Below are 21,124 nucleotides of genomic sequence, written 5' to 3'. Positions count from 1 at the left end.
ACCCCCATGACCACACTCGCGCTGATCACCCTCGCCGCCGCGCTGCTGGCCTGTGTCCTCGCCGTCGCCGGGGTCCAGGCGTTCGCGTCGGGCCGCGCCCGACGGCAGGCGCTCGTCGAACGTCTCGCCGCACCCGCCGAGGGCCCCCTCCCTCCCGACGGACGGGGACGGCCGTTCACCGCCGTCGACCGTCGCCTGCGCCGCACCCGCCTCGGCCGCCGCATCCACCTCAGGCTGGCCGCCACCGGACTCGACCTCACCCCCGGCGAGTTCGCCGTCTACGCCGTCACCGGCGTCGCCGGACTGTGGATTCTCGCCGCCACGCTGCTCGCCCCCTTTTTCGGCCCCCTCGCCGGCATCCTCGGCGTCCTCGCCGCCAACGCCTTCCTCGACTGGCAGCGGCAGAAGCGCATCGAAGCCTTCATCGGCCAACTCCCCGAGCTCTCCCGCATCCTCGCCAACGCCACCTCCGCCGGCCTCGCGCTGCGCACCGCACTCGGCATGGCCGCCGAGGAGATGGACGCCCCCGCAGGCGACGAACTCACCCTCGTCGCAGGCGAACTCGCCGTCGGACGCTCAGTCGAGGACTCCCTCGGCGAGCTCGCAGAGCGCCTCCCGTCGCGCGAACTCGTCGTCCTCGTCACCACCCTGGTGCTCTCCCACCGCGCCGGCGGCACCATCGTCAGCTCGCTGCGCAACCTCACCGAGACGCTGGAGGAACGCAAGGAGACCCGGCGCGAGGTCCGCACCATGCTCGCCGAGGTCAACGCCACGGCGTACACCATCCCCGTGCTGGGCGTCGGCGCGATGCTGATGATGAACTCCATGTCCCCGGGCGCCCTCGACCAAGTCACCGGCACGCCCGCCGGACAGATCGCGATGATCGTCGCCGTCGGGCTGTTCGCCGTCGGATTCACCGTCATCCGCCGCCTCGGTCGGATCGAAGTCTGAGGAGCGTGCACCGTGACCTCTCTCCCCTCGCTGCTCCTCGCCCTCGCCGCAGGACTGGCCGTCCTCGGCGTCCTCACCGGCATACGCCTCTACCGCGGCGAGACCAGGCTGCCGTCCGACCTCGCCCTCGCGCTGGAGGTCGGTGCCACCCGCGCCAAACCGCGCCAGCAGGCCGTCGACACCCTCGGCGTCCGCCTCGCCCCGCTCGTGCTGCGGCTGATGGGACCCAGACGGCGGGACGCCAAGCGCCGACGCATCGACCAGGCCGGCAACCCCGGCGGCCTCACCCTCGACCGCTACGCCGCCCGCCGCGCCGTCTACGGGCTCTTCGGCGCCGTCATGGCGTGCATAGGCCTCGTCGCCGGCAGTCCGGTCTTCGCCCTGATCGCCCTGGCCTTCGGCTGGTTCGCCGCGGATCTCGCCCTGCGCGAGGCCATCCGGCACCGTAGGCGCGAGATCGAGCGGACGCTGCCCGACTTCCTCGACGTGCTCGCCGTCGTCGTCTCGGCCGGGCTCAGCTTCCGTCAGGCCCTGGAGCGGGTCGCCGAGCGCTACAAGGGGCCGTGGGCGGACGAACTCCACATCACCCTGCGGCAGATGGACATGGGAGTGAGCCGCCGCGAGGCCTTCGGCCAGCTGCGCCGCCGCAACACCTCCGAACAGGTCGACCAGTTCGTCACCGCACTGCAGCAGGGCGAGGAACTGGGCGCCCCCATCGCCGACACCCTCATGCAGATCGCCACCGACATGCGCCGTACGGATGCGCAGAACGCCCGCCGCAAGGCCGCCAAGACGGTTCCCAAGGCGACCATCGCCACCATCGCGTTCCTGCTGCCCGGCACGCTCATCCTCATCGTCGCCACCTTCGTCCTGGGCAGCGGGACGGACTTCGGTTCGTTCCTGGGCGAATGACGAGGTGGGCGGGCGACGGTGTGGGCGGAGGCGCTCACGCCGAGGCCATCCCGATACCCGCCGACTCTGGTGCAGATGCCACCGATCGTGACACCCTCAGCGATGTCACATCGACGGTGCGCGACAATACGACAGACCACCGAAACGACGAACCACAGCCGGAGGTGAGGACGTTGACCCTACGGGGCATCCTCACCTCGCTGAGCGGGACCGGCCGCACGAGGCCGGCCGACACCGGAGGAGACCGCCATGAGGGCCATCCGCGAGTGGGTCCGCAAGACCACCCCACACCTGAGGGGCCGCGCCGCGGACCGGGGCGTCACGTCCATCGAGTACGCGGGCATCGTCATCCTGGTCGCCGGCATCATCCTGCTGATCACCCAGCTGAACCTGGGCGCCTCGATCTCCGGTGGTATCTCGGACGCGGTGAGCAGCATCCTCTGAGCCGTGTGCGACGGGGCGACCGTGGGCAGACACTGATCCTGTACGGAGCGGTGATGGCGGGTCTCCTGTTCCTCGCCCTCGCCTTCTTCGTCGTGGCCAAGGCTGCAGCCGTGCGCAACGGCGGCCAGTCCGCCGCGGATGCCGCCGCGCTGGCGGCCGCCCGCGACGACCGGGACCGTTTCTTCGAGGGATTCCTCGACTCTCTCGGAGAGGGTGACGACTGGCAAGGCTGGCTGGGCCTGACGGAGCCGCTTGACCCGGAGGGATGTGGTGCAGCCTCAGATTTCGCTGAGCGGAACGACTCCTCCGTGACCTCGTGCGATCCGGTTCTGCGTCACGGCGACCTCGGCTACAGGGTCCGGGTCGAAACGAACTTCAGTACCGGCAAGACCATCATTCCCGGCACGGGCAACAAGACGGCCGACGCGGACGCCACCGCCGTGGTCCAGCCGCTCTGCGACTTCGACGCCGCCGAGGAGGACGTGGAACTCACGTGTGACGGGGAAGAGATCGAGATCGACCCCGATGACGACGCCGACGTGACCCCCTCCGACCTGTTCGACGTGGTCCTCGTCGACTGACGACCGAGCAACGAGTGAAGGACGAGACCGAACCATGAGCATCCGGCCAGCCCGAGCCCGCAGGGCTTCCACCGTCGTGGCCGTCACCGTGGGCACCGCATTGGCTCTCGCCGGGTGCAGCGACGGGGGCAGCCCACCGTCCGAGCCGTCCAGCAGCCAGACAGCGCCGCAGGAGGGCGGGAAGGAGGGTGATACCGCCGGACAGGAGCAGCAGAACCAAACGCTGGCAGAAGTGAAGAGCGGCGACATCACTCTCCGGATCAGCAGCGCCCTCCGCGAGCAGGGCGGCTTCGTGACCGTGAGGGGGACGGTCACCAACGCCGGCAGTGACCGTTGGGCCGCGCCCGGCTGGCAGGGCGACGAGGTGGAACTCGCCGACAACCAGGCCTCGATGGCGGGGGCCAAGCTCGTGGACAAGGAAGGTCGCAAGCGCTATTTCATCCTCCGCGACACCGAAGGCCGCTGTCTGTGCACCAAGTTCAACATGGGGCTGGGCGGGGGCGACTCGACCGACTGGTACGCGCAGTTCCCCGCGCCGCCGGAGGGGAACGACGAGGTGGACTTCCAGATCGCCGACATGCCGCCCGCCACCGTCTCCCTCTCGGAAGGGTGAGCCCGGCCATGACCCCTCGCCCCCGCGCACGTGTCCTGCGGTCGGCCGCCTGTACCTCCGTGTCGGTGCTGGTCCTGGCAGGCGTCGGTGCCACCGGCGCGCACGCGGACCCCAACGATCCGCCGGCCCCGCCCTCGCTGCCGGGCGCCGCCAACCCGACCACGATCCCGACCGACGACCCCGCCCTGCCGGGGGAGGACGGCGGACCCGCCCCCTCGTACAGCGAGCCGCCGGACAACATCGGCGACGCCGAACCGCCGGTGGCGGTCGATCCCCAGGCCGTCGGCCTCAAGCTCGCCGACGGGGCGCGTCTCGCCCCGCCGAAGGTGCTGGACATCAAATTCGTGACCGAGACCATGACCGGCGAGCAGCGCCGCGCCGACAGCAACACCAAGACCACCTTCACCCTCCAGGCGGAGGTGCTGTTCCCCAAGAACAGCGCGAAGCTCAACAACGAGGCGCGCGCTCGCATCGAGGACATCGCGACGGAGATCGAGAGCCAGGGCGCGACCGAGGTGAACGTCTTCGGCTTCACCGACAACCTCGGCTCGTACGCCCACGGCGAAGTTCTCTCCAAGCAGCGGGCCAACGCCGTCCAGAAGGAACTGGCCGGGGAGTTGGCCCCGGGCATCACCTTCCAGGTGCGCGGCTACAGCGAGGACTACCCCATCGCGGACAACTCCTCGGAGGAGGGGCGGAAGAAGAACCGCCGCGTCGAGGTCTCCTTCGCCCGCGAGGGCTGACGCCGAGGGGCGCGGCGTCTCTGGGGGTGCGGTTTGGGCGGCAGCAGCCCGACTCGGCACCCAGGAAAGAGACCAACCGCCAAGATCGGCGCCGGGCAACCCTGCAAGAGAGGTGTTGACGTCAGCCCACCACCAGGACAGCAGCCATTCCGCCCGCATACGTCATGTGGAATCCGCTCAGCGCCTGCGCCCGCCCCCGTGCCCGTCGATGCCCCTCCCCACCCGTCGGCGCCGTGGCGGCGGGTTGGTCCAGGGCCCAGCGCCATGTCCCGTCGGGGCGCGAGCGGTGCCCTTCCTCCGGACCGGCAGGGCTCAGGCCGGGTCCGGGTCCGTGGCCGGGTCCGTGGCCGGGTCCGGGTCCGTGTCCGGGTCTGGGGGGCGGCGGATAGAGGGCGGTGATCTCGCGGGCGGCGCGCAGGAGTTCGGCGCGGGCGGCGGGCGGGTCGAGGACTTCCACGTCGCCGCCGAACTGGAGGAGCTGGCAGACCGCGCCGAAGGCGGGGTAGGCCATGCGGACCTCCGCCCACTCCTCCCTTCCGGTTCCGTCCGGGGGCGGGAAGCCGGGGTCGAGCATGGTGCCGCAGATGCGCAGGAAGAGGGCCAGCCGCTCGCGGCGTACGCGGGCGTGGACGCGGACGACGGTCGGGCGCACTTCGACCGCGTCGCGCAGCGCCTCCCATGCCTCGGCCAGTTCGACGCCGGCACGCCGTTGCACCGGGGTGTCCAGCACTTTCGCCGAGGCCAGCCGGTCCGCGCGGAACAGCCGGGGCCCGCCGCGCAGGTCGGCGACGAGGCACCAGACGCCGGCCTTCGCCACCAGGCCGTACGGGTCGACGGTGTAGGTGTGCGGCTCGCTGTCCCCGCCGTGCCGCCCGCGCTCCGACTCCCTGCGGGAGTGGGATGTGTGCACGCTGCTGGAGCACGTCGTCGACGGCACGCAGCGCACGGCGGCGCTGGGTGAGGCGGGCCCGGGGGCGGTCATGGAGGAGGAGACGCCGCGCGGGGTCCCGGACGACGGCTGGGCCGCGGCCTATGCCCGGGCGCGCGCCCGGTTCCGCGCCGCGTGGGCGGACGACGGCGGGCTGGCGGGCACCTACACCGTGCCGTGGGGCGATGTGCCCGGTCACGGCGTGGTGGGTGCTGAGGTGCAGGAGACCGTGGTGCACGCCTGGGACCTGGCCCGCGCACTGGGCGCGGTCGGCCGTCTCGACGCGCGGCTCGCCGAGGCGACCCTGCCCTTCGCCGAGCAGATCGTCCCCGCCGAACCCCGGGGCGGTGCCGTGCCCTTCGGCCCGGTACGCCCGACCGCTCCGGACGCCGGCCCCTACACCCGGCTCGCCGCCTGGCTCGGCCGCGACGTGGGCTGACGGCGGGCCGCGCACCGGCCCCGCGGCACCGTACCCGTGCGGTGCCGCGGCGCGTACGCTCACCGCGTGGACGTGGCCGAGGGGTTGAGGGTGCTGGTGGCGGCCGGTTACGGGGCGGGGGCCGGGGCACTGCTGCCACGGCCGGCATACCGCTTGTCGGTGGAGCCGGGGGAGGCGTGGCGGGGCCGGTGCCCGGACGGGCATCCGCTGCGCGGGCGGGGCGGCGGGTGGCTGGGCCGTGCCCGGTGCGGGGACTGCGGGACGTACGGCCGGTCGGCGCGGGCGTTCGCCGCGGGCTCGGCCCTGGTGTGTGCGGCGCTCGCCCTCGTGGTCGGGCCCCGACCGGAGCTGGCGGTGTGGCTCCTCGCCGTCCCGGTGGCGCTGCTGCTCGCCGCGGTGGACCGGGCCGTCAACCGGCTGCCCGACATCCTCACCCTGCCACTGGCGTTCGGTACGGCCGCGCTGCTCGGCGTCGCCGCGCTGCTACCCGGAGCGGCCGGGAGCTGGCCTCGTGCCCTGCTCGGAGGGGTGGTGCTGAGCGCCGCGTATGGTGTGTTGTTTCTCATTCAACCGAATGCGATGGGATTCGGCGACGTGAAGCTCGCCCTGCCGCTTGGGCTCGCCCTGGGCTGGTACGGCTGGGGTGCTCTGCTGACCGGCGCGTTCCTCGGTTTCCTCTCCGGCGCGGTCTACGGAATCACCCTTGTCCTGCGCGGACGCGCCACCCGGAGCAGCGCGCTCGCCTTCGGCCCCTTCATGGTGCTGGGCACGCTGGGGGGTCTCCTGCTCGCGGCCTGAAGCACCCCCGGCGAGGCCGGTCCCGGGTGCGCCGGCCGGGTTCCGGACGGGTTCCGGAAGGGAAACCCGGCGAGTGTGCTCCGAGCACGGCCTTGGAGGGGCTATGGTGGAAACCCCCCCCTCGGGCCGGTCCGACTCCCCCCTCGGACCGGCCCGCTTTCGTGTGCGGGGTGTCCGCCCCGTTGGCAGGTAGCGGGAGCGGCTCGCCCCGGCCCCGCCCGGCCCCGGCGCTCAGCTCTCGCTGCTGCGGGACCAGATGTTCACGCCGGGCTCCGAGGTGGCCAGTGCGTCGATGTCCGCCAGCTCCGCGTCGGTCAGCGCGGGTCCGTCCAGCGCCGCCACGTTCGCTTCCAGCTGCGCCACGCTGCTCGCGCCGATGAGTGCCGAGGTCATGCGCGGGTCGCGCAGCACCCAGGACAGGGCGAGCTGCGCGAGGGACTGGCCGCGCCGCCGCGCGATGTCGTTCAGGCCGCCCAGCCGGCGGCGTACCTCGTCCGTCAGCCAGCCGGGGTCGAACGACTTGCCCTGTGTGGCCCGGGAACCCTCCGGGATGCCGCCCAGGTACTTGTCGGTGAGCATGCCCTGCTGGAGCGGGGCGAAGGAGATGCAGCCCATGCCCTCCTCCTCCAGCGTGTCGAGCAGTCCGTCGTCCTCCGTCCACCGGTTGATCATCGAGTAGGACGGCTGGTGGATCAGCGGCCGTACGCCCATGTCGCGCAGCAACCGCGCCGCCTCGCGCGTGCGCGCCGCGTTGTACGAGGAGACGCCCACGTACAGCGCCTTTCCCTGGTGCACGGCGGAGGCCAGGGCCCCCATGGTCTCCTCGAGCGGGGTGTCCGGGTCGAAGCGGTGCGAGTAGAAGATGTCGACGTAGTCGAGCCCCATCCGCCGCAGCGAGGCGTCCAGCGAGGAGAGCAGGTACTTGCGGGAGCCCCATTCGCCGTACGGGCCGGGGTGCATGTCGTAGCCGGCCTTGGTGGAGATCACCAGCTCGTCGCGGTACGGGCGGAAGTCCTGGGCGAGGAGCGTGCCGAAGTTCAGCTCGGCGGAGCCGGGCGGCGGGCCGTAGTTGTTGGCCAGGTCGAAGTGCGTGACGCCGAGGTCGAAGGCGCGGCGCAGGATGGCGCGCTGGGCGCCGAGGGCGCGGTCGTCGCCGAAGTTGTGCCACAGGCCGAGCGAGATCGCCGGGAGTTTCAGCCCGCTGCGGCCGGAGCGCCGGTACGTCATGGTGTCGTAACGGCTGTCCGCGGCGCGGTAGTGGAGTGCGTCGTTCATGAGACCGTCATATCAAGCGGTGACGAACCCGCCTCCTGCCACGCCGGGCGGGTGACCGCAGTGACTGGGGTGACGGTCGGGGCTCCGGTGATCGTGGTGATCCGTGGGCGTGACGGGTGCGTGCCCGGGGGTGGTGGAGCCCGGTTGCCCGGATTCGCCCGGACGGGGGACCGGCAGTAGGGTTCTGTGATTCCCGGACACGGCACGGAGGGCTGGCCATTCCCATGAAGCTTCGCGACCTGGTGTACAGGCTCTACGCGCGGCGGGTGGAGGACCGCCTCGATCTCGCGCGTGTGCCGGAGCACATCGGGGTGATCCTGGACGGCAACCGCCGCTGGGCTCGCGCTTCCGGGGGGACCACCGAGCAGGGCCACCGGGCCGGCGCCGGAAAGATCCAGGAACTGCTGGGCTGGTGCTCCGAGACGGACGTCCAGGTGGTCACGCTGTGGCTGCTCTCCACGGACAACCTGAGCCGCCCGGACAACGAACTGCTGCCGCTCCTGGGCATCATCGAGGACACGGTGCGCGACCTGGCCGCCGACGGCCGCTGGCGGGTGCACCACGTGGGTCAGCTCGATCTGCTGCCCGGACGCACCCAGCGGGTGCTGAAGGAGGCCGAGGAGAAGGCCGGCAGCGTGGACGGGATACTCGTGAATGTCGCCGTCGGTTATGGCGGCCGCCAGGAGATCGCCGACGCCGTGCGCTCGCTGCTCGCCGACCACGCCGGCCGCGGCACCGGCCTCCACGAGCTGGCTGAGAACCTCACCGTCGAGGACATCGCCGAACACCTCTACACCAGCGGCCAGCCCGACCCGGACCTGGTGATCCGCACCAGCGGCGAGCAGCGGCTGTCCGGCTTCATGCTCTGGCAGAGCGCCCACTCGGAGTACTACTTCTGCGACGTGTTCTGGCCGGCCTTCCGCAAGGTCGACTTCCTGCGGGCGATGCGCGACTACGCCGCCCGCCACCGCCGCTACGGGGGCTGACCCCCGCCCTCGCCCCTCACCCGCGCCACCTCGCGCCGGGGCACCCCTCACTGAACCGAAACGTACCCGTTCGCGTGGTGTCGCCCCCCGTTGCATGCTCCTTCGCTCCGGCGGGAATATCTCAGGTGGCCGCGCCGTACACGGAGCGGCCGCCGGGAGGCCCGTTGAGCGACCACGGAAGACCGCACCCCAAGCGCGGCGACCGTCGGGAGAGGGCCGGAGTCCGGCCCGTTCTACGCGGCCCGACCCGGTCTCTTCCCCCGCGACGCCGTCGCTTCCGACCTCATCCGAGGGGGTACGTCCACCCGTGGCGAACAGCAAGAAGCGCCTCACACCCGACCGGCGCACCTATGTGATCGACACCAGCGTCCTGCTCGCCGATCCGGCGGCCATGACCCGCTTCGACGAGCACGAGGTCGTGCTCCCGGTGGTCGTGGTGACGGAGCTGGAGGCCAAGCGCCATCACCCGGAACTGGGCTACTTCGCGCGGCAGGCCCTGCGCCTCCTCGACGAGTACCGGATCCGGCACGGCAGGCTGGACGTGCCGTTGCCGGTCGGCGAGCTCGGCGGGACACTGCGCGTCGAGCTCAACAACACGGACGTCGCCGTGCTCCCCGCGGCCCTTTCCAAGGGGAACGGGAGGATGGAGGACAACGACACCCGCATCCTCGCGGTGGCCCGCAACCTCCAGGCCGAGGGCTACGACGTCACGGTCGTCTCGAAGGACCTGCCGCTGCGCATCAAGGCGTCGTCGGTCGGCCTGCTCGCCGAGGAGTACCGCGCGGAGCTCGCCATCACCGACTCCGGCTGGACCGGCATGGCGGAATTGACACTGCCCGGAGAGGACATCGACGAGCTCTTCGCGCAGGAGTCCGTGCTCCTGCCGCAGGCCGCCGACCTGCCCGTGCACACTGGTCTGGTGCTCCAGTCGGAGAAGGGCAAGGCACTCGGGAGGGTGACGGCGGAGGGCCGGATCAAGCTGGTGCGCGGCGACCGCGAGGTGTTCGGCATCAAGGGCCGCAGCGCCGAACAACGCATCGCGTTGGACCTGCTGCTCGACCCCGAGATCGGCATCCTCTCGATGGGCGGCCGGGCGGGCACCGGCAAGAGCGCGCTGGCGCTGTGCGCCGGCCTGGAGGCCGTGCTGGAAAGGCGGCAGCACCGGAAGGTGATGGTCTTCCGCCCGCTGTACGCGGTGGGTGGGCAGGACCTCGGCTACCTGCCGGGCACCCACGACGAGAAGATGAACCCGTGGGCGCAGGCCGTCTTCGACACGTTGTCGGCGGTGACCAGCCGGGACGTCATCGAGGAGGTCGTCGCCCGCGGCATGCTCGAGGTGCTGCCGCTGACGCACATCCGGGGCCGTTCGCTGCACGACGCGTTCGTCATCGTGGACGAGGCCCAGTCCCTGGAGCGGAACGTGCTGTTGACGGTGCTCTCGCGCATCGGGCAGGACTCGCGTGTCGTTCTCACCCATGACGTGGCACAGCGGGACAATCTGCGCGTCGGCCGGTACGACGGAGTGGTGGCGGTCGTGGAACGACTCAAGGGGCACCCGCTCTTCTCCCACATCACGCTCACGCGTTCGGAGCGTTCGCCGATCGCCGCGCTGGTGACCGAAATGCTGGAGGAAGGTCGGATTTAATGCCCTGATCCGCCAGTTGACGGCCGAGTCTCGTACGAGTGGGCGAAGCAGCTTACTCATTCGGGGCTCGGCCGCACCCATGTTTCCGGCAAACACACCTGCCAAACCCCCTGTGAACTTTCCCACTCGGTGCAGAATTGCCTCAACCCCGCCTCGTCCGGCAGGGTGTGGGTTCTGTCAGGCCCCGCATACGGCACTCCAGCACCCCCAGCGGTGCAGCACCACACAAGTCAACAGCCGTCAGCCGTATGCCGCCCGAGGAACCACGCGGGCTCCCGCCATCGGGAGACCGCCCGGGCCCGCGACTCCCGCAACGGTGTGGGGGTCCAGCGCCAGGGGCACGATTGCGCCCGCGGGTCCCTCCCGTGGGCGATGTGGGAAGGAAACCGTGTGAGCCGGATTTCGGTCCGGGGATTCGCCGTGGCGTCAGCCACCGCGGTCACCACTGTCGGCGCCGTCGTCGGTGTGGCTTCGGGGAGCGAGCAGGCACCCTCGAACGACATCGAGGCCACTGCCGCCGACGCGACGCTCCTCGCCGACATACCTGCGGGTGGCAACGCCCAGGTTCAGACTGTCTCCCTGACGCAGCAGGCGGACGCCCAGACGACGGCTGCGCACTCCGCGGCCAAGAAGTCCGCCCAGGAAGCCGCGCGCAAGCAGGCCGCCGAGGACGCCGCCGCGAAGAAGGAGGCGGCCGAGGAGGCGGCACGCGAGGCGAAGGAGCGCGAGGAGGCCGAGGCAGCCAGCCGCAACGCCGAGCGTACGGACTTCGCCGTCCAGTCCTCGTACACCACCGCCGAGGTCCAGGCGATGGCACGGCAGATCGTCGGAGCAGGCCAGTTCCAGTGCTTCTCCAACATCGTCGACCACGAGTCGGGCTGGGACTACACCGCCACCAACCCGTCCTCCGGCGCGTACGGCCTGATGCAGGCCCTGCCCGGGACGAAGATGGCCTCCGCCGGCGCCGACTGGCGGACCAACCCGGCGACCCAGATCAAGTGGGGCGTGAACTACATGAACGACCGCTACGGCAGCCCGTGCGGCGCATGGGACTTCTGGCAGGCCAACAACTGGTACTGACCGGCCGCGGCTCTGAGCCACCCGCTTTCGCCGAGGAGCGTTCCGGGCCGCCGTAGCACGCATGACTGCCCCTGACCGGGATACTGGTCAGGGGCAGCTGCATGTGCGGGGAGTGACCACGGTGGCGTGGGGGACGGAAGGCAACCTTCCGCGCCGGTAACGTCGTCCCCCACACGACGAGCAGGCGCGCAGCGCGGGCGGCCGCACGAGCACACGGGACACGGGACCCACGGGGGGCGGAGGACGGGATGGAACGGGAACGCAGGGTCGACAGGTTCCTGGACGGCGTGCAGAAGTGGGCCGCCCGCGCCGCCGAACGCCGGGCGCGGGCCACCATGGACGATCCGGTGCTCTCCGGACCCGGCGGGTCCGGCTCCGGGCCGGGCGGCGGTTCGGGTTCGGGCTCGGGCTCCGGTTCCGGGGACGACGGCGAGCGGGACCCGCGCCGCTACCCGGCACCGCCCTCCTATGCACCGGCCGTCGTGGCCAAGCCCGAGCCGGCCGCCGCGATCCCGTGGGGCATGCGGGTGGCGGCCGAGGCCGGCTGGCGGCTGCTCGTGCTGGCCGGTGTCATTTGGGTGCTCACCAAGGTCGTCAGCACCGTCAGCCTGCTGATCATCGCGTTCTCCGCGGGCCTGCTGATCACCGCGCTGCTCCAGCCCACGGTCGCCCGGCTGCGCCGGCTTGGCGTCGCCCGGGGTCTGGCGACCCTGCTCACGTTCATCATGGGCACCGTCTTCATCGGTCTCATCGGCTGGTTCGTCGCCTGGCAGATCATGGAGAACCTGCCGACCCTGACCGAGCGCATCCAGGACGGCATCGAGGAGCTCAAGAGGTGGGCCGTCAACGGTCCCTTCCACGTCTCCGAGGACCAGGTCAACAACATCGCCGGCACGGTCAGCGACTGGATCGGAGACAACAGCAAGACCATCACCAGTGCGAGCCTGACCGGTGTGACCGTGGTGCTGGAGTTCTTCTCCGGCGCGCTGCTGGCCATGTTCGTGACGCTGTTCCTGCTGTACGACGGCCGCCGGGTGTGGGACTGGACCCTCAACTTCGTTCCCGCCGCCGCGCGGGAGGGCGTCGCCGGCGCCGGCCCGCGGGCGTGGGTCACCCTCACCGGGTACGTGCGCGGCACGGTGATCGTCGCGCTGATCGACGGCCTTTTCATCGGCATCGGCCTCTACTTCCTCGACGTGCCGATGGCGGTACCGCTCGCCGTGCTGATCTTCCTCTTCTCCTTCGTGCCCATCGTGGGTGCCGTGACCTCCGGTGCGCTGGCGGTCCTGGTCGCGCTGGTCACGAATGGCCTGTTCACCTCGCTGCTCGTGCTCGCGGTGGTGCTGGCCGTCCAGCAGATCGAGAGCCACATCCTGCAGCCCTTCATCCTGGGCCGGCTGGTGCGGGTGCACCCGCTGGGCGTGGTCCTGTCCGTCACCGCGGGCGGCCTCATCGCCGGCATCCCCGGCGCCGTGGTGGCCGTGCCGCTGGTCGCGGTGACCAACACGGCCGTCGGCTACCTGCGGGCGTACGCGCACGAGCAGGTGGTGCGGCGCTCCACGGAGGGGCGGGGCCCGGGACCGTACGGCGCGACGGTCGCGGCGGTCGCGCCCACGTCCGCGCCGTCGGCGTCGACGGGCGCCGCGAGGCGGGCCGAGTCGACGACGGAGCCCCCCGCGCCGGAGCAGCGGGACCTCGCCGACGGCGCGGCGGACGCCACCCCCGGCGCCGCCGGCGCCTCCGACGAGGGGAAGGGCGCCGACGGGAACGGCGCCGACCGGAACGGTCCCGGCGGCAGCGAACCGCCGCCGCGCTGACCCTCCCGCCTCCGGGCCGCCGCACCGGCACCCGGTACCGCCGTCGCGGCGGCGGCGCGGGTCAGGAGTCGGAGGGCGGCCGGCCGCGGCGGGGGTGGGGCCGGGCGTCGCGGGGCAACCGCCCCGCGGCGCGCAGCGCCTCCCGCAGCAGGTAGTCGATCTGCGCGTTCGTGGAGCGCAGTTCGTGCGCCGCCCAGCGCGCCAGCGCGTCGTGCACCGCCGGGTCCAGGCGCAGCAGCACCTGCTTGCGCTGCTGCGCCCGCCGCTTCGGGGGCGGTGCACCCTCGTCGTCGGCGACGTCGTCGCCGTCGGCGGTCACTGGTGGAGCGTCCCGGTGTTCAGCACGGGCTGCGGGGACCGGTCGCCGCACAGCACGACCAGCAGGTTGCTCACCATGGCCGCCTTGCGCTCCTCGTCGAGTTCTACGAAGTTCTGCGCCGCGATCCGGCTCACCGCGTCCTCGACCATGCCGCATGCGCCGTCGACGATGGTCTTCCGTGCCGCGACCACCGCGCCGGCCTGCTGCCGCTGGAGCATCGCGGAGGCGATCTCCGGCGCGTAGGCGAGGTGGGTGAAGCGGGACTCGATGATGGTGACGCCGGCCGCCTGCACGCGCGCGGTCAGCTCGACGGCGAGCTTCTCGGTGACCTCCTCGGCGTTGCCGCGCAGCGACAGCGCGTCCTCGTCGTGGGCGTCGTACGGGTACTCGATGGCGATGTGCCGGACGGCGGCCTCGGTCTGGGTGGAGACGAACTCGACGTAGTCGTCCACCTCGAAGGTGGCCTGCGCGGTGTCCGCGACCTGCCACACGACGACCGCGGCCAGCTCGATCGGGTTGCCATAGGCGTCGTTGACCTTGAGCACGGCGGTCTCGTGGTTGCGGACACGGGTGGAGATCTTGGTGCGGGTGGTCAGCGGGTTGACCCAGCGCAGGCCGTCGGCGCGGATGGTGCCGGTGTAGCGGCCGAAGAACTGCACCACGCGCGCTTCGCCGGGGGCGACCATGTTGAGGCCGGCCATGGCGAAGACGGAGCCGATCAGCAGCACGATGCCGATGATCAGCAGTGGTGCGCCGACGCCCGCGGTCCCGTTGCCGATGAGGATGCCGCCGAGGGCGATGCCGCCCGCGCCGAGCAGGAAGCCGACGAGGCCGAAGAGGAGTGCGAGGCCGCCGCCGATGCTGTGCGCGGCCTTCTCCCGCACCTGGGGTGCCGGCATGTCGGGCAGTTCGTCGGGCTGGGCGGTCGTGTCGTGGTCGGGCATGGAGGTTCCCCCGTTTCGCGTCCGGTGCTGATCTAGCAAAGTGATATCACTTTAAAGGGTGGCGGCGATCCGGTCCAGCCCTCCGTGCCGGCCCGGACCGCCGCCCGTTCACTCCGTGCGCAGGCCGTCCGGCCGCATCAGCCGCCACAGCACCGGCAGGCTCAGCAGGGTCACCACGACGATCAGCGCACCGCCGAGCCCGGTCATCGCCCCGAGCGCCGCCCCGTCGACGCCCATCGGCAGGCCGGCGACCCGCAGCAGCACCGCGCCGAGCCCGGCACCGGTGAGGGCTGCGAGCGCGAGGCCCAGCAGGACGGGGAGCGCGGTCTGCCAGAGCACCGACCAGGCGAGCGTCGAGCGCCGGGTGCCGAAGGCGACCAGCACCGACAACAGCCGCTTGCGCTCCCGGAGTTGTTCCAGCACCGAGACGATCATGCTGGCGCCGATCAGGACCAGGATCCCCACCGCACCCACGTACAGGCCGCGCTTGATCATCTGGAGTTCGCGGCTGGTCTTCTCCGAGGTGAGGTCCATGACGTACGGGTCGGGCCCCACGGCGGCGACCGCGTTGCGCACGTACTCCCGGGCCTCCGGCTCGCCGGGATCGAGACGGACGAAGAGCGCGGCGGTGGCGGACGGGAACCGCCCGGCGTCGAGCGACCCGGGCGTCGCCAGCACCCCTTCGGTGAGCCGCCCCGAGGGGTCCTCGACGGTCCTCACCGTGCGGGCGTCCTCGGGCACGGTCCAGATGCCGGGGTCCCGTTCCGTGCGCTTCCGGCCGTCCTCCTGATCCGGGTCGCCGAGGTCCAGCCGTGTGCCCGGCTCGACGTCCGGGGAGTACGAGGACTGCTGCCCGGTGGCCGGGGCGAGGAACACGTCTCCGCTCTTGCAGGAGGGCAGCGGTGCCAGCCGTCGCAGGGTGGCGCAGTCGGCGACGGTGACGCCGACCCAGGGTGAGTCGTCCGGGTCCTCGCCCGCCTCGAACACGTAGCCGTGGGTGACGCCCCAGGCGTCCCGCACGCCCAGGGCGTCCGCCAGCCGGGCGGCGAACGCGTCCGCACCGCCCACGGCGGAGGGGTCCGCGTGCACGGCCATCTGGGCGCGCGTGGGATCCTGCCCGGTCTCCCGCGTCTCCTGTTCGGCGACGGAGCCGAGAAGGCCGGCCAGGGCGATCGAACCGGCCACCGCGACGGTGATGCCGCTGACCGCGCGAGCTGCCGTGCCGCTGTCGAGCTGGAGCCGGCGCACCGCGAGCTGGAACGGCAGGCGGCCGCCGTGCAGGCGCCGTACCGCGAACTCCACGAGCCACGGCAGCAGCGCCGTCACGCCCACCAGGATCAGCACGATGCCGCCCGCCACCATCGCGGTCTCCAGCTGTCCGCCCTCCTCGGCGAAGTCGCCGAACAGCGGGACGAGCAGGCCGACTCCGAGCACCGGCGGGATCAGCCGCCACCACAGGTGGCGTCGCCGCGGCTCCGATCTGCGCACCACTCCCAGCGGCTCGATCACCACGCCGCGCAGCGCCAGCAGCGTCACCAGCACCGCGCAGCCGGGGACGGCCAGCGCGATGAGCACGGTGATCAACGGGTCGGGCACCACGTCGGAGGTGAAGACGCTCAGCTCCTGCATGCGCAGCCCGCTGAGGGCGGGACGCAGGGCCAGGAAGCCCGCGGTGCCGACGGCGAGGCCGAGCAGCGCGGCCGCTCCCGCCTCGCCCGCCGCGATACGGCGGGTCGCCCGGCCGTCGGTGCCGACCAGGCGTAGCGCGGCGAGTCTCCGGTCGCGGCGTTCGGTGCCGAACCGGACGGCGGCCGCCATGAAGGCGCCCACCGGCAGCAGCAGCACCACGCAGATCACGACGATGAGCAGCAGCAGGACGGGGTGCAGCGGTTCGGGCGGGCCCACGACGTCGAACCGGTCGATGCGGTGGGCGTTGTCCACCCCGGCCAGTTCGTCGCTGCCCGCGTAGTAGGTGAGTTCGCCGGGTCCGGCGAGGCCCTCCTTGGCGACGGTGCCGACGACGTCGTACGGCAGCCGCTCCCGCAGCAGCGCGCCGTCGGGCGAGTTCAGCAGGTCGCGCAGCGCGGGGGAGGCCAGCATCTCGCCGGGGCCGGGGAGTCCGTCGATGCCCGGCGGTACCGGCGGCCGGTCGCCCTCCGGCTGGAGAATGCGGCCCCGCACCCGTTCGCCGTGGTACGTGGTGTCGGTGGTGAGCTGGAGTGCCGAACGGTCCGACTTCTGGATCGTCGCCCCGCCCGGGGTGAAGCCGTAGTTCTCTCGGGCCTCGGTGCGTGCCTCGCGGGCGCCGATCATGTTCGGCACGGACGCCGCCACCAGCAGCACCGTCACTCCGATGCCGACGCCGAACGCCGTGAGCACCGTGCGCACCCAGCCCTCGCGTCCGCCGCCGACCGCGAAGCGGGCGCCCATGGCGAGGTCCGTGGCCCAGCGCCGCAGCGTGCCGGGCTGTGGACGGTCCCGGTCCGCTTCGGGGGCGGGCGGGGGCGGGGCGAGTGTCGTCCGGGTCATCGGGTCGCACCCGCCAGGTCCTGCGCCCGCCCGTCCCGCACGACGACCTCGCGGTCGGCGTAGGCGGCGACCCGCGACTCGTGGGTGACCAGCACGACGGCGGCGTTCGTGTCCCGCGCGGCGTCGGTGAGCAGCTCCATCACATGCTCACCGTTGAGCGAGTCGAGCGCGCCGGTGGGCTCGTCGGCGAAGACCACCCGGGGGGTTCCCACCAGCGCGCGGGCGATGGCGACCCGCTGGCCCTGGCCGCCGGAGACCTGACCGGGCCGGTGGTGGCGGACGTCCGCGACCTCCAGCCGCTCCAGCCACTCGACCGCGCGCGCCTCGGCCTGTTTGCGGCCGGTGCCGGTCAGCCTCAGCGGCAGGGCGACGTTCTCCGCACAGGTCAGTTCCGGCACGAGCTGGCCGAACTGGAAGACGAAGCCGAAGTCGGAGCGGCGCAGGGCGCTGCGGCGGGCGTCGGACAGCCCGGAGAGGTCCTCGCCGCGGTAGCGGACCGAGCCCGCGTCCGGCGGCACGATGCCGGCCAGGCAGTGCAGCAGGGTGGACTTGCCGGAACCGGAGGGCCCCATCACGGCGACGACCTCGCCGGCGTGCAGCGAGAAGTCCGCGCCGGCCAGGGCGGGCGTGGCGCCGTAGGTCTTGTGCAGGCCGGTGGCGGTGAGCAGGGCGTGCGCCGTCGTGGCGTGCTCGGTCATGGCCGCACCTCCGCGGCGAGCTTGTCGAGCCGGGCGGCGGCGAGTTCGAGCCAGCGCAGATCGGCCTCCAGGTGGAACAGGGCGTGGTCGCAGATCAGCTGGTCCGCGAGGTCGCCGTCGCGCTTGCGGCGGGTGAGCTCCCGCATCAGCCGCAGGTGCTCGGTGCGCTGGACGTCCAGGAGGTGGCCGGCGTTCCGCCCGGTGAGCAGCGAGAGCACGACCTTGCTGTAGAGCACGCTCTGGAGGTACGGCTCGGGCTTCTCCGGGCGGCCGAGCCACGTGTCGACGTCGGTGACCCCGGCGTCGGTGATGGCGTAGCGCTTGCGGTCCGGGCCCTCGCCGGCCTCTATCCCCTCGACCTCGACGAGGCCGTTCTTGAGCAGCCGGGACATGGTCGAGTAGACCTGCCCGTAGTGCAGTTGCCGGTCGTGACCGAAGCGCTCGTCGAAGGCGCGCTTGAGGTCGTAACCGTGACGTGGCCCGGACTCCAGAAGGCCGAGCAGAGTGTGACTGATGGACATGGGCGGGACTGTACACCATGTGTATACACGCGATGTATACACGAGGGAGTCGCGGCCCCCGTCCCGTCCGGACGGACCGGTGGACGGGGGCCGCGGCGGTGGGGTGTCGCGGCGGTGGGGGTCAGCCGCCGTTGACGGCGGTTGCGATCCGGTCGCCGACGTTCTTGTCGATGTTGCGCCAGTACTGCAGCGCGCGGTCCAGCACCGGACGGCTCACCCCGTCGAGCAGGTGTCCGGTGACGTTGCTCACCAGGCGGTCGCGGGCGGCGTCGTCCAGCACCTGCCGGACCATGGTCCCGGGCTGCCCCCAGTCGTCGTCCTCGCTGCGCAGCGTGTACGCCTCGCGGACCATCTCGCCCGCCGTGGCCCAGCCGGCCGGCTCGCCGAACCGCGCGGTGTCCGCCTCCGGGCCGCCGTAGGAGTTGGGCGCGTACGGCCGGGCGGTGTTCGGCGGCTCGTAGCGCATCGGACCGTCCTTCGCGTACGACCGCACCGGCGCGTGGGCGCGGTTGGGCGGCAGCTGCGCGTAGTTCGGCCCGATCCGGTAGCGGTGCGTGTCGGGGTACGAGAAGAGCCGTCCCAGGAGCATCTTGTCCGGCGACGGACCGATGCCCGGCACCAGGTTCGCGGGCTCGAACGCCGCCTGCTCGATGTGGACGAAGTAGTCCTCCGGGTTCCGGTTCAGCGTCATCCGGCCGACCTCGATCAGCGGGTAGTCGCCGTGCGGCCAGACCTTGGTCAGGTCGAACGGGTTGAACCGGTAGTCCGGCGCGTCGTCGAACGGCATGACCTGCACGTACATCGTCCAGGTCGGATCCTCGCCCCGTTCGATGGCGTCGAAGAGGTCCCGCCGGTGGAAGTCGCCGTCCTCGCCGGCGAGCCGGTCCGCCTCCTCCTGTGGCAGGAAGTCGATGCCCTGGTCGGTCTTGAAGTGGTACTTGACCCAGAAGCGCTCGCCGCCGCCGTTGACCCACAGGTAGGTGTGCGAGCTGTATCCGTTCATGTGGCGCCAGGAGCGGGGAATGCCCCGGTCGCCCATCAGCCAGGTGACCTGGTGCGCCGACTCGGGGGAGAGTGTCCAGAAGTCCCACTGCATGTCGTGGTCGCGCAGGCCGTTGTCCGGACGGCGCTTCTGGCTGCGGATGAAGTCCTGGAACTTCGACGGGTCGCGCACGAAGAACACCGGGGTGTTGTTGCCGACCATGTCGTAGTTGCCGTGCTCGGTGTAGAACTTCAGCGCGAAGCCGCGCGGGTCCCGCCAGGTGTCGGGACTGCCCTGCTCGCCCGCGACGGTGGAGAACCGGGCCAGCATCCCGGTCCGCCGACCCGGCTGGAACAGGTCGGCCCTGGTGTACTGGCTGACGTCGTTGGTCACCTCGAAGACGCCGTACGCGCCGCCGCCCTTGGCGTGCACCACCCGCTCCGGGACCCGCTCCCGGTTGAACTGGGCCATCTTCTCGATCAGGTAGTGATCCTGGAGCAGGATCGGTCCGTCGGGGCCGACGGTCAGCGAGTGCTCGTCGCTCTCCACCGGGATACCCGCGTTGTTGGTCGTGTAGCCGGTCATGAAACCTCTCCCGTCCCGCGTGACTGTGCGGTTCTCCATGCGGATCCGGCCCTTCCACCCGGGCGCCTCGGGCAACCCGTCCGTCCGCCGTTCGGCGGCGGTCCGGGCGCCGGACGCGGAGTGTGCGGGACCGGCGTGCCGCCGGGTACCCCGTCACCGCGCACGGGTCACCTCCCGTCCGGCTCCGGCGGGTGTGAAGGCGCGGGGCGGCGCGCGGAGGCGTCGCGGGTGTGCCGGTCGGGTGTCCGTCAGCCGTGGGCCGGGCGCACCGGCAGCTCGGACAGCGCCTCGCGCAACGCGTCAGCGAAGGCGGCGAACTCCTCGCCGCGGGCCGCGCCGCTGCGCATGGCCAGCACGATCCGACGGTACGGGGCCGGCTCGGCGAAGTCGCCCGTCGCCAGCTGCTCGCTGCGCCCGGTCTCCAGGCGGACGGCCGTGCGCGGCAGCAGGGTCACGCCCATGCCGCCGGCGACCAGCTGCACCAGCGTGGACAGGCCGGCCGCGCTGGTGGTGAGCGAACCGCCGGGCGACCGGCCTGCCTCGCGGCAGACGTCGAGGGTCTGGTCCCGCAGACAGTGACCCTCGTCCAGCAGCAGCAGATCCAGCTCGCGCAGCGCGCTGCGCGGCACATCGCGCTGCCCGGCGTACGCGTGCGTCTGCGGGGTGACCAGCACGAAGTCCTCGTCGAAGAGCGGGATCTCGGTCACCCCGGCGGTGGTGAGCGGCGCGGCGAGCAGCAGCACGTCCAGCCGCCCCCCGACGAGTCCCTCCAGCAGCGAGGCGGTCTGCTCCTCGTGCACCTGGAGGTCCAGCGCCGGGTACCGCTCGTGCACCAGGCGCAGCACGGTGGGCAGCAGGTAGGGGGCACAGGTGGGGATGGCCCCCAGCCGCAGCACGCCGGTGAACGGTGCGCGGGCGGCCTCCGCCTCGTCCAGCAGTTCGGCGAAGCATTCCAGCACCCGGTGGGTGCGGGCGGCGAGCCGTTCACCGGCGGGGGAGAGGAGGACCTTCCGGGTGGAGCGCTCCAGCAGCTGGACGCCCAGGGACTCCTCCAGCGCGGCGACGGCGCCGGAGAGGGCCGGCTGGCTCATGCCGATGGCGGCCGCGGCGTCGCGGAAGTGCAGATGCTCCGCGACGGCGGCGAACGCGCGGAGCTGGGACAGGGTGGGCCGGCGGGGGGCGCCGCGCCTGGGCGAAGGGATCTCGGGCCTCCGGTACACGGCTTCCGGTCGGTCTGCAGCCGATGCTAACCGGGGCCGGTCCGTGCGTCAGTCCGGGCCGCCGGACGGGCCGGAGGGGGCGGGCTCTGGCCCGCCCCCTCGGCGCTCACCCGG

General features: G+C 72.1%; 21 protein-coding genes. 12 read left to right on the top strand and 9 right to left on the bottom strand.

Annotated elements, in window-relative coordinates; all coding sequences use genetic code 11:
* Window positions 1-6 precede the first annotated feature (6 nt).
* From E4198_RS08370 to E4198_RS08345, 6 genes are all read left to right on the top strand, one after another.
* Window positions 7-951, top strand: a complete 945-nt coding sequence (locus tag E4198_RS08370) for a type II secretion system F family protein (RefSeq protein WP_136182619.1) — start codon at window positions 7-9, stop codon at window positions 949-951.
* Between the two features lie 12 nt (window positions 952-963).
* Window positions 964-1,863: a DUF5936 domain-containing protein gene (locus E4198_RS08365; protein WP_136182618.1), complete on the top strand. Its 900-nt coding sequence runs from the start codon at window positions 964-966 to the stop codon at window positions 1,861-1,863.
* 249 nt (window positions 1,864-2,112) lie between these two features.
* Window positions 2,113-2,307 carry a hypothetical protein gene (locus E4198_RS08360; RefSeq protein ID WP_136182617.1) on the top strand — a complete coding sequence of 65 codons (195 nt, stop codon included), beginning with the start codon at window positions 2,113-2,115 and terminating at the stop codon, window positions 2,305-2,307.
* A gap of 53 nt (window positions 2,308-2,360) precedes the next feature.
* Complete coding sequence (locus E4198_RS08355; RefSeq protein WP_136182616.1) at window positions 2,361-2,888, top strand: hypothetical protein; 528 nt, start codon at window positions 2,361-2,363, stop codon at window positions 2,886-2,888.
* A 34-nt stretch (window positions 2,889-2,922) separates the two neighbouring features.
* Complete coding sequence (locus E4198_RS08350) at window positions 2,923-3,501, top strand: hypothetical protein (protein ID WP_136182615.1); 579 nt, start codon at window positions 2,923-2,925, stop codon at window positions 3,499-3,501.
* Window positions 3,502-3,509: 8 nt separating this feature from the next.
* On the top strand, window positions 3,510-4,244 hold the full coding sequence (locus tag E4198_RS08345; protein ID WP_136182614.1) for an OmpA family protein: 735 nt from the start codon (window positions 3,510-3,512) through the stop codon (window positions 4,242-4,244).
* 121 nt (window positions 4,245-4,365) lie between these two features.
* On the opposite strand, the gene E4198_RS08340 is transcribed toward E4198_RS08345, so the two are convergent.
* Window positions 4,366-5,154, bottom strand: coding sequence for a WYL domain-containing protein (locus tag E4198_RS08340; protein WP_247597597.1), 789 nt, complete (start codon window positions 5,152-5,154; stop codon window positions 4,366-4,368).
* On the opposite strand from E4198_RS08340, the gene E4198_RS08335 reads away from it, so the two are divergent.
* Window positions 5,147-5,611 carry a TIGR03086 family metal-binding protein gene (locus E4198_RS08335; protein ID WP_168711398.1) on the top strand — a complete coding sequence of 155 codons (465 nt, stop codon included), beginning with the start codon at window positions 5,147-5,149 and terminating at the stop codon, window positions 5,609-5,611. The genes E4198_RS08340 and E4198_RS08335 overlap by 8 nt on opposite strands.
* Window positions 5,612-5,677: 66 nt before the next feature.
* Window positions 5,678-6,409, top strand: a complete 732-nt coding sequence (locus E4198_RS08330) for an A24 family peptidase (protein ID WP_136182611.1) — start codon at window positions 5,678-5,680, stop codon at window positions 6,407-6,409.
* Between the two features lie 231 nt (window positions 6,410-6,640).
* Here E4198_RS08330 and mgrA read toward each other — a convergent pair whose 3' ends face one another.
* The gene (gene mgrA, locus E4198_RS08325) at window positions 6,641-7,684 is read right to left on the bottom strand and encodes an L-glyceraldehyde 3-phosphate reductase (RefSeq protein ID WP_136182610.1); all 1,044 of its coding nucleotides are present in this window, start codon (window positions 7,682-7,684) and stop codon (window positions 6,641-6,643) included.
* A gap of 224 nt (window positions 7,685-7,908) precedes the next feature.
* On the opposite strand from mgrA, the gene E4198_RS08320 reads away from it, so the two are divergent.
* The 4 genes from E4198_RS08320 (at window position 7,909) to E4198_RS08305 (ending at window position 13,212) form a co-directional block, all read left to right on the top strand.
* Window positions 7,909-8,670 carry an isoprenyl transferase gene (locus E4198_RS08320; protein WP_136182609.1) on the top strand — a complete coding sequence of 254 codons (762 nt, stop codon included), beginning with the start codon at window positions 7,909-7,911 and terminating at the stop codon, window positions 8,668-8,670.
* Window positions 8,671-8,977: 307 nt separating this feature from the next.
* Complete coding sequence (locus E4198_RS08315) at window positions 8,978-10,315, top strand: PhoH family protein (protein WP_136182608.1); 1,338 nt, start codon at window positions 8,978-8,980, stop codon at window positions 10,313-10,315.
* Between the two features lie 390 nt (window positions 10,316-10,705).
* Window positions 10,706-11,395: a transglycosylase SLT domain-containing protein gene (locus E4198_RS08310; protein ID WP_136182607.1), complete on the top strand. Its 690-nt coding sequence runs from the start codon at window positions 10,706-10,708 to the stop codon at window positions 11,393-11,395.
* 248 nt (window positions 11,396-11,643) lie between these two features.
* A complete protein-coding gene (locus tag E4198_RS08305) occupies window positions 11,644-13,212 on the top strand; it encodes an AI-2E family transporter (protein ID WP_136182606.1) in 1,569 nt (522 codons plus the stop codon).
* A gap of 61 nt (window positions 13,213-13,273) precedes the next feature.
* Here E4198_RS08305 and E4198_RS08300 read toward each other — a convergent pair whose 3' ends face one another.
* The 7 genes from E4198_RS08300 to E4198_RS08270 form a co-directional block, all read right to left on the bottom strand.
* On the bottom strand, window positions 13,274-13,531 hold the full coding sequence (locus E4198_RS08300) for a hypothetical protein (RefSeq protein WP_136182605.1): 258 nt from the start codon (window positions 13,529-13,531) through the stop codon (window positions 13,274-13,276).
* A complete protein-coding gene (locus tag E4198_RS08295) occupies window positions 13,528-14,475 on the bottom strand; it encodes an SPFH domain-containing protein (protein ID WP_136182604.1) in 948 nt (315 codons plus the stop codon). Before E4198_RS08295 ends, E4198_RS08300 begins: the two co-directional genes overlap by 4 nt.
* A gap of 108 nt (window positions 14,476-14,583) precedes the next feature.
* On the bottom strand, window positions 14,584-17,004 hold the full coding sequence (locus E4198_RS08290; protein ID WP_136182603.1) for an FtsX-like permease family protein: 2,421 nt from the start codon (window positions 17,002-17,004) through the stop codon (window positions 14,584-14,586).
* On the bottom strand, window positions 17,001-17,702 hold the full coding sequence (locus E4198_RS08285) for an ABC transporter ATP-binding protein (RefSeq protein WP_136182602.1): 702 nt from the start codon (window positions 17,700-17,702) through the stop codon (window positions 17,001-17,003). The genes E4198_RS08290 and E4198_RS08285 overlap by 4 nt, the downstream gene beginning before the upstream one ends.
* The gene (locus E4198_RS08280) at window positions 17,699-18,223 is read right to left on the bottom strand and encodes a PadR family transcriptional regulator (protein WP_136182601.1); all 525 of its coding nucleotides are present in this window, start codon (window positions 18,221-18,223) and stop codon (window positions 17,699-17,701) included. Before E4198_RS08280 ends, E4198_RS08285 begins: the two co-directional genes overlap by 4 nt.
* A gap of 121 nt (window positions 18,224-18,344) precedes the next feature.
* Window positions 18,345-19,790: a catalase gene (locus E4198_RS08275; protein WP_136182600.1), complete on the bottom strand. Its 1,446-nt coding sequence runs from the start codon at window positions 19,788-19,790 to the stop codon at window positions 18,345-18,347.
* 248 nt (window positions 19,791-20,038) lie between these two features.
* On the bottom strand, window positions 20,039-21,010 hold the full coding sequence (locus E4198_RS08270; protein ID WP_136182599.1) for a hydrogen peroxide-inducible genes activator: 972 nt from the start codon (window positions 21,008-21,010) through the stop codon (window positions 20,039-20,041).
* Window positions 21,011-21,124 lie beyond the last annotated feature (114 nt).

The organism is Streptomyces sp. RKND-216 (assembly GCF_004795255.1).
GTDB lineage: Bacteria > Actinomycetota > Actinomycetes > Streptomycetales > Streptomycetaceae > Streptomyces > Streptomyces hazeniae.
This window is presented reverse-complemented; position numbering and strand designations above follow the sequence as displayed.

Coding starts and splice junctions, on each gene's coding strand:
- E4198_RS08370 (WP_136182619.1), top strand. CDS start 7: ATGACCACACTCGCGCTGATCACCCTCGCCGCCGCGCTGCTGGCCTGT.
- E4198_RS08360 (WP_136182617.1), top strand. CDS start 2,113: ATGAGGGCCATCCGCGAGTGGGTCCGCAAGACCACCCCACACCTGAGG.
- E4198_RS08355 (WP_136182616.1), top strand. CDS start 2,361: ATGGCGGGTCTCCTGTTCCTCGCCCTCGCCTTCTTCGTCGTGGCCAAG.
- E4198_RS08350 (WP_136182615.1), top strand. CDS start 2,923: ATGAGCATCCGGCCAGCCCGAGCCCGCAGGGCTTCCACCGTCGTGGCC.
- E4198_RS08345 (WP_136182614.1), top strand. CDS start 3,510: ATGACCCCTCGCCCCCGCGCACGTGTCCTGCGGTCGGCCGCCTGTACC.
- mgrA (WP_136182610.1), bottom strand. CDS start 7,684: ATGAACGACGCACTCCACTACCGCGCCGCGGACAGCCGTTACGACACC.
- E4198_RS08320 (WP_136182609.1), top strand. CDS start 7,909: ATGAAGCTTCGCGACCTGGTGTACAGGCTCTACGCGCGGCGGGTGGAG.
- E4198_RS08305 (WP_136182606.1), top strand. CDS start 11,644: ATGGAACGGGAACGCAGGGTCGACAGGTTCCTGGACGGCGTGCAGAAG.
- E4198_RS08295 (WP_136182604.1), bottom strand. CDS start 14,475: ATGCCCGACCACGACACGACCGCCCAGCCCGACGAACTGCCCGACATG.
- E4198_RS08290 (WP_136182603.1), bottom strand. CDS start 17,004: ATGACCCGGACGACACTCGCCCCGCCCCCGCCCGCCCCCGAAGCGGAC.
- E4198_RS08285 (WP_136182602.1), bottom strand. CDS start 17,702: ATGACCGAGCACGCCACGACGGCGCACGCCCTGCTCACCGCCACCGGC.
- E4198_RS08280 (WP_136182601.1), bottom strand. CDS start 18,223: ATGTCCATCAGTCACACTCTGCTCGGCCTTCTGGAGTCCGGGCCACGT.
- E4198_RS08275 (WP_136182600.1), bottom strand. CDS start 19,790: ATGACCGGCTACACGACCAACAACGCGGGTATCCCGGTGGAGAGCGAC.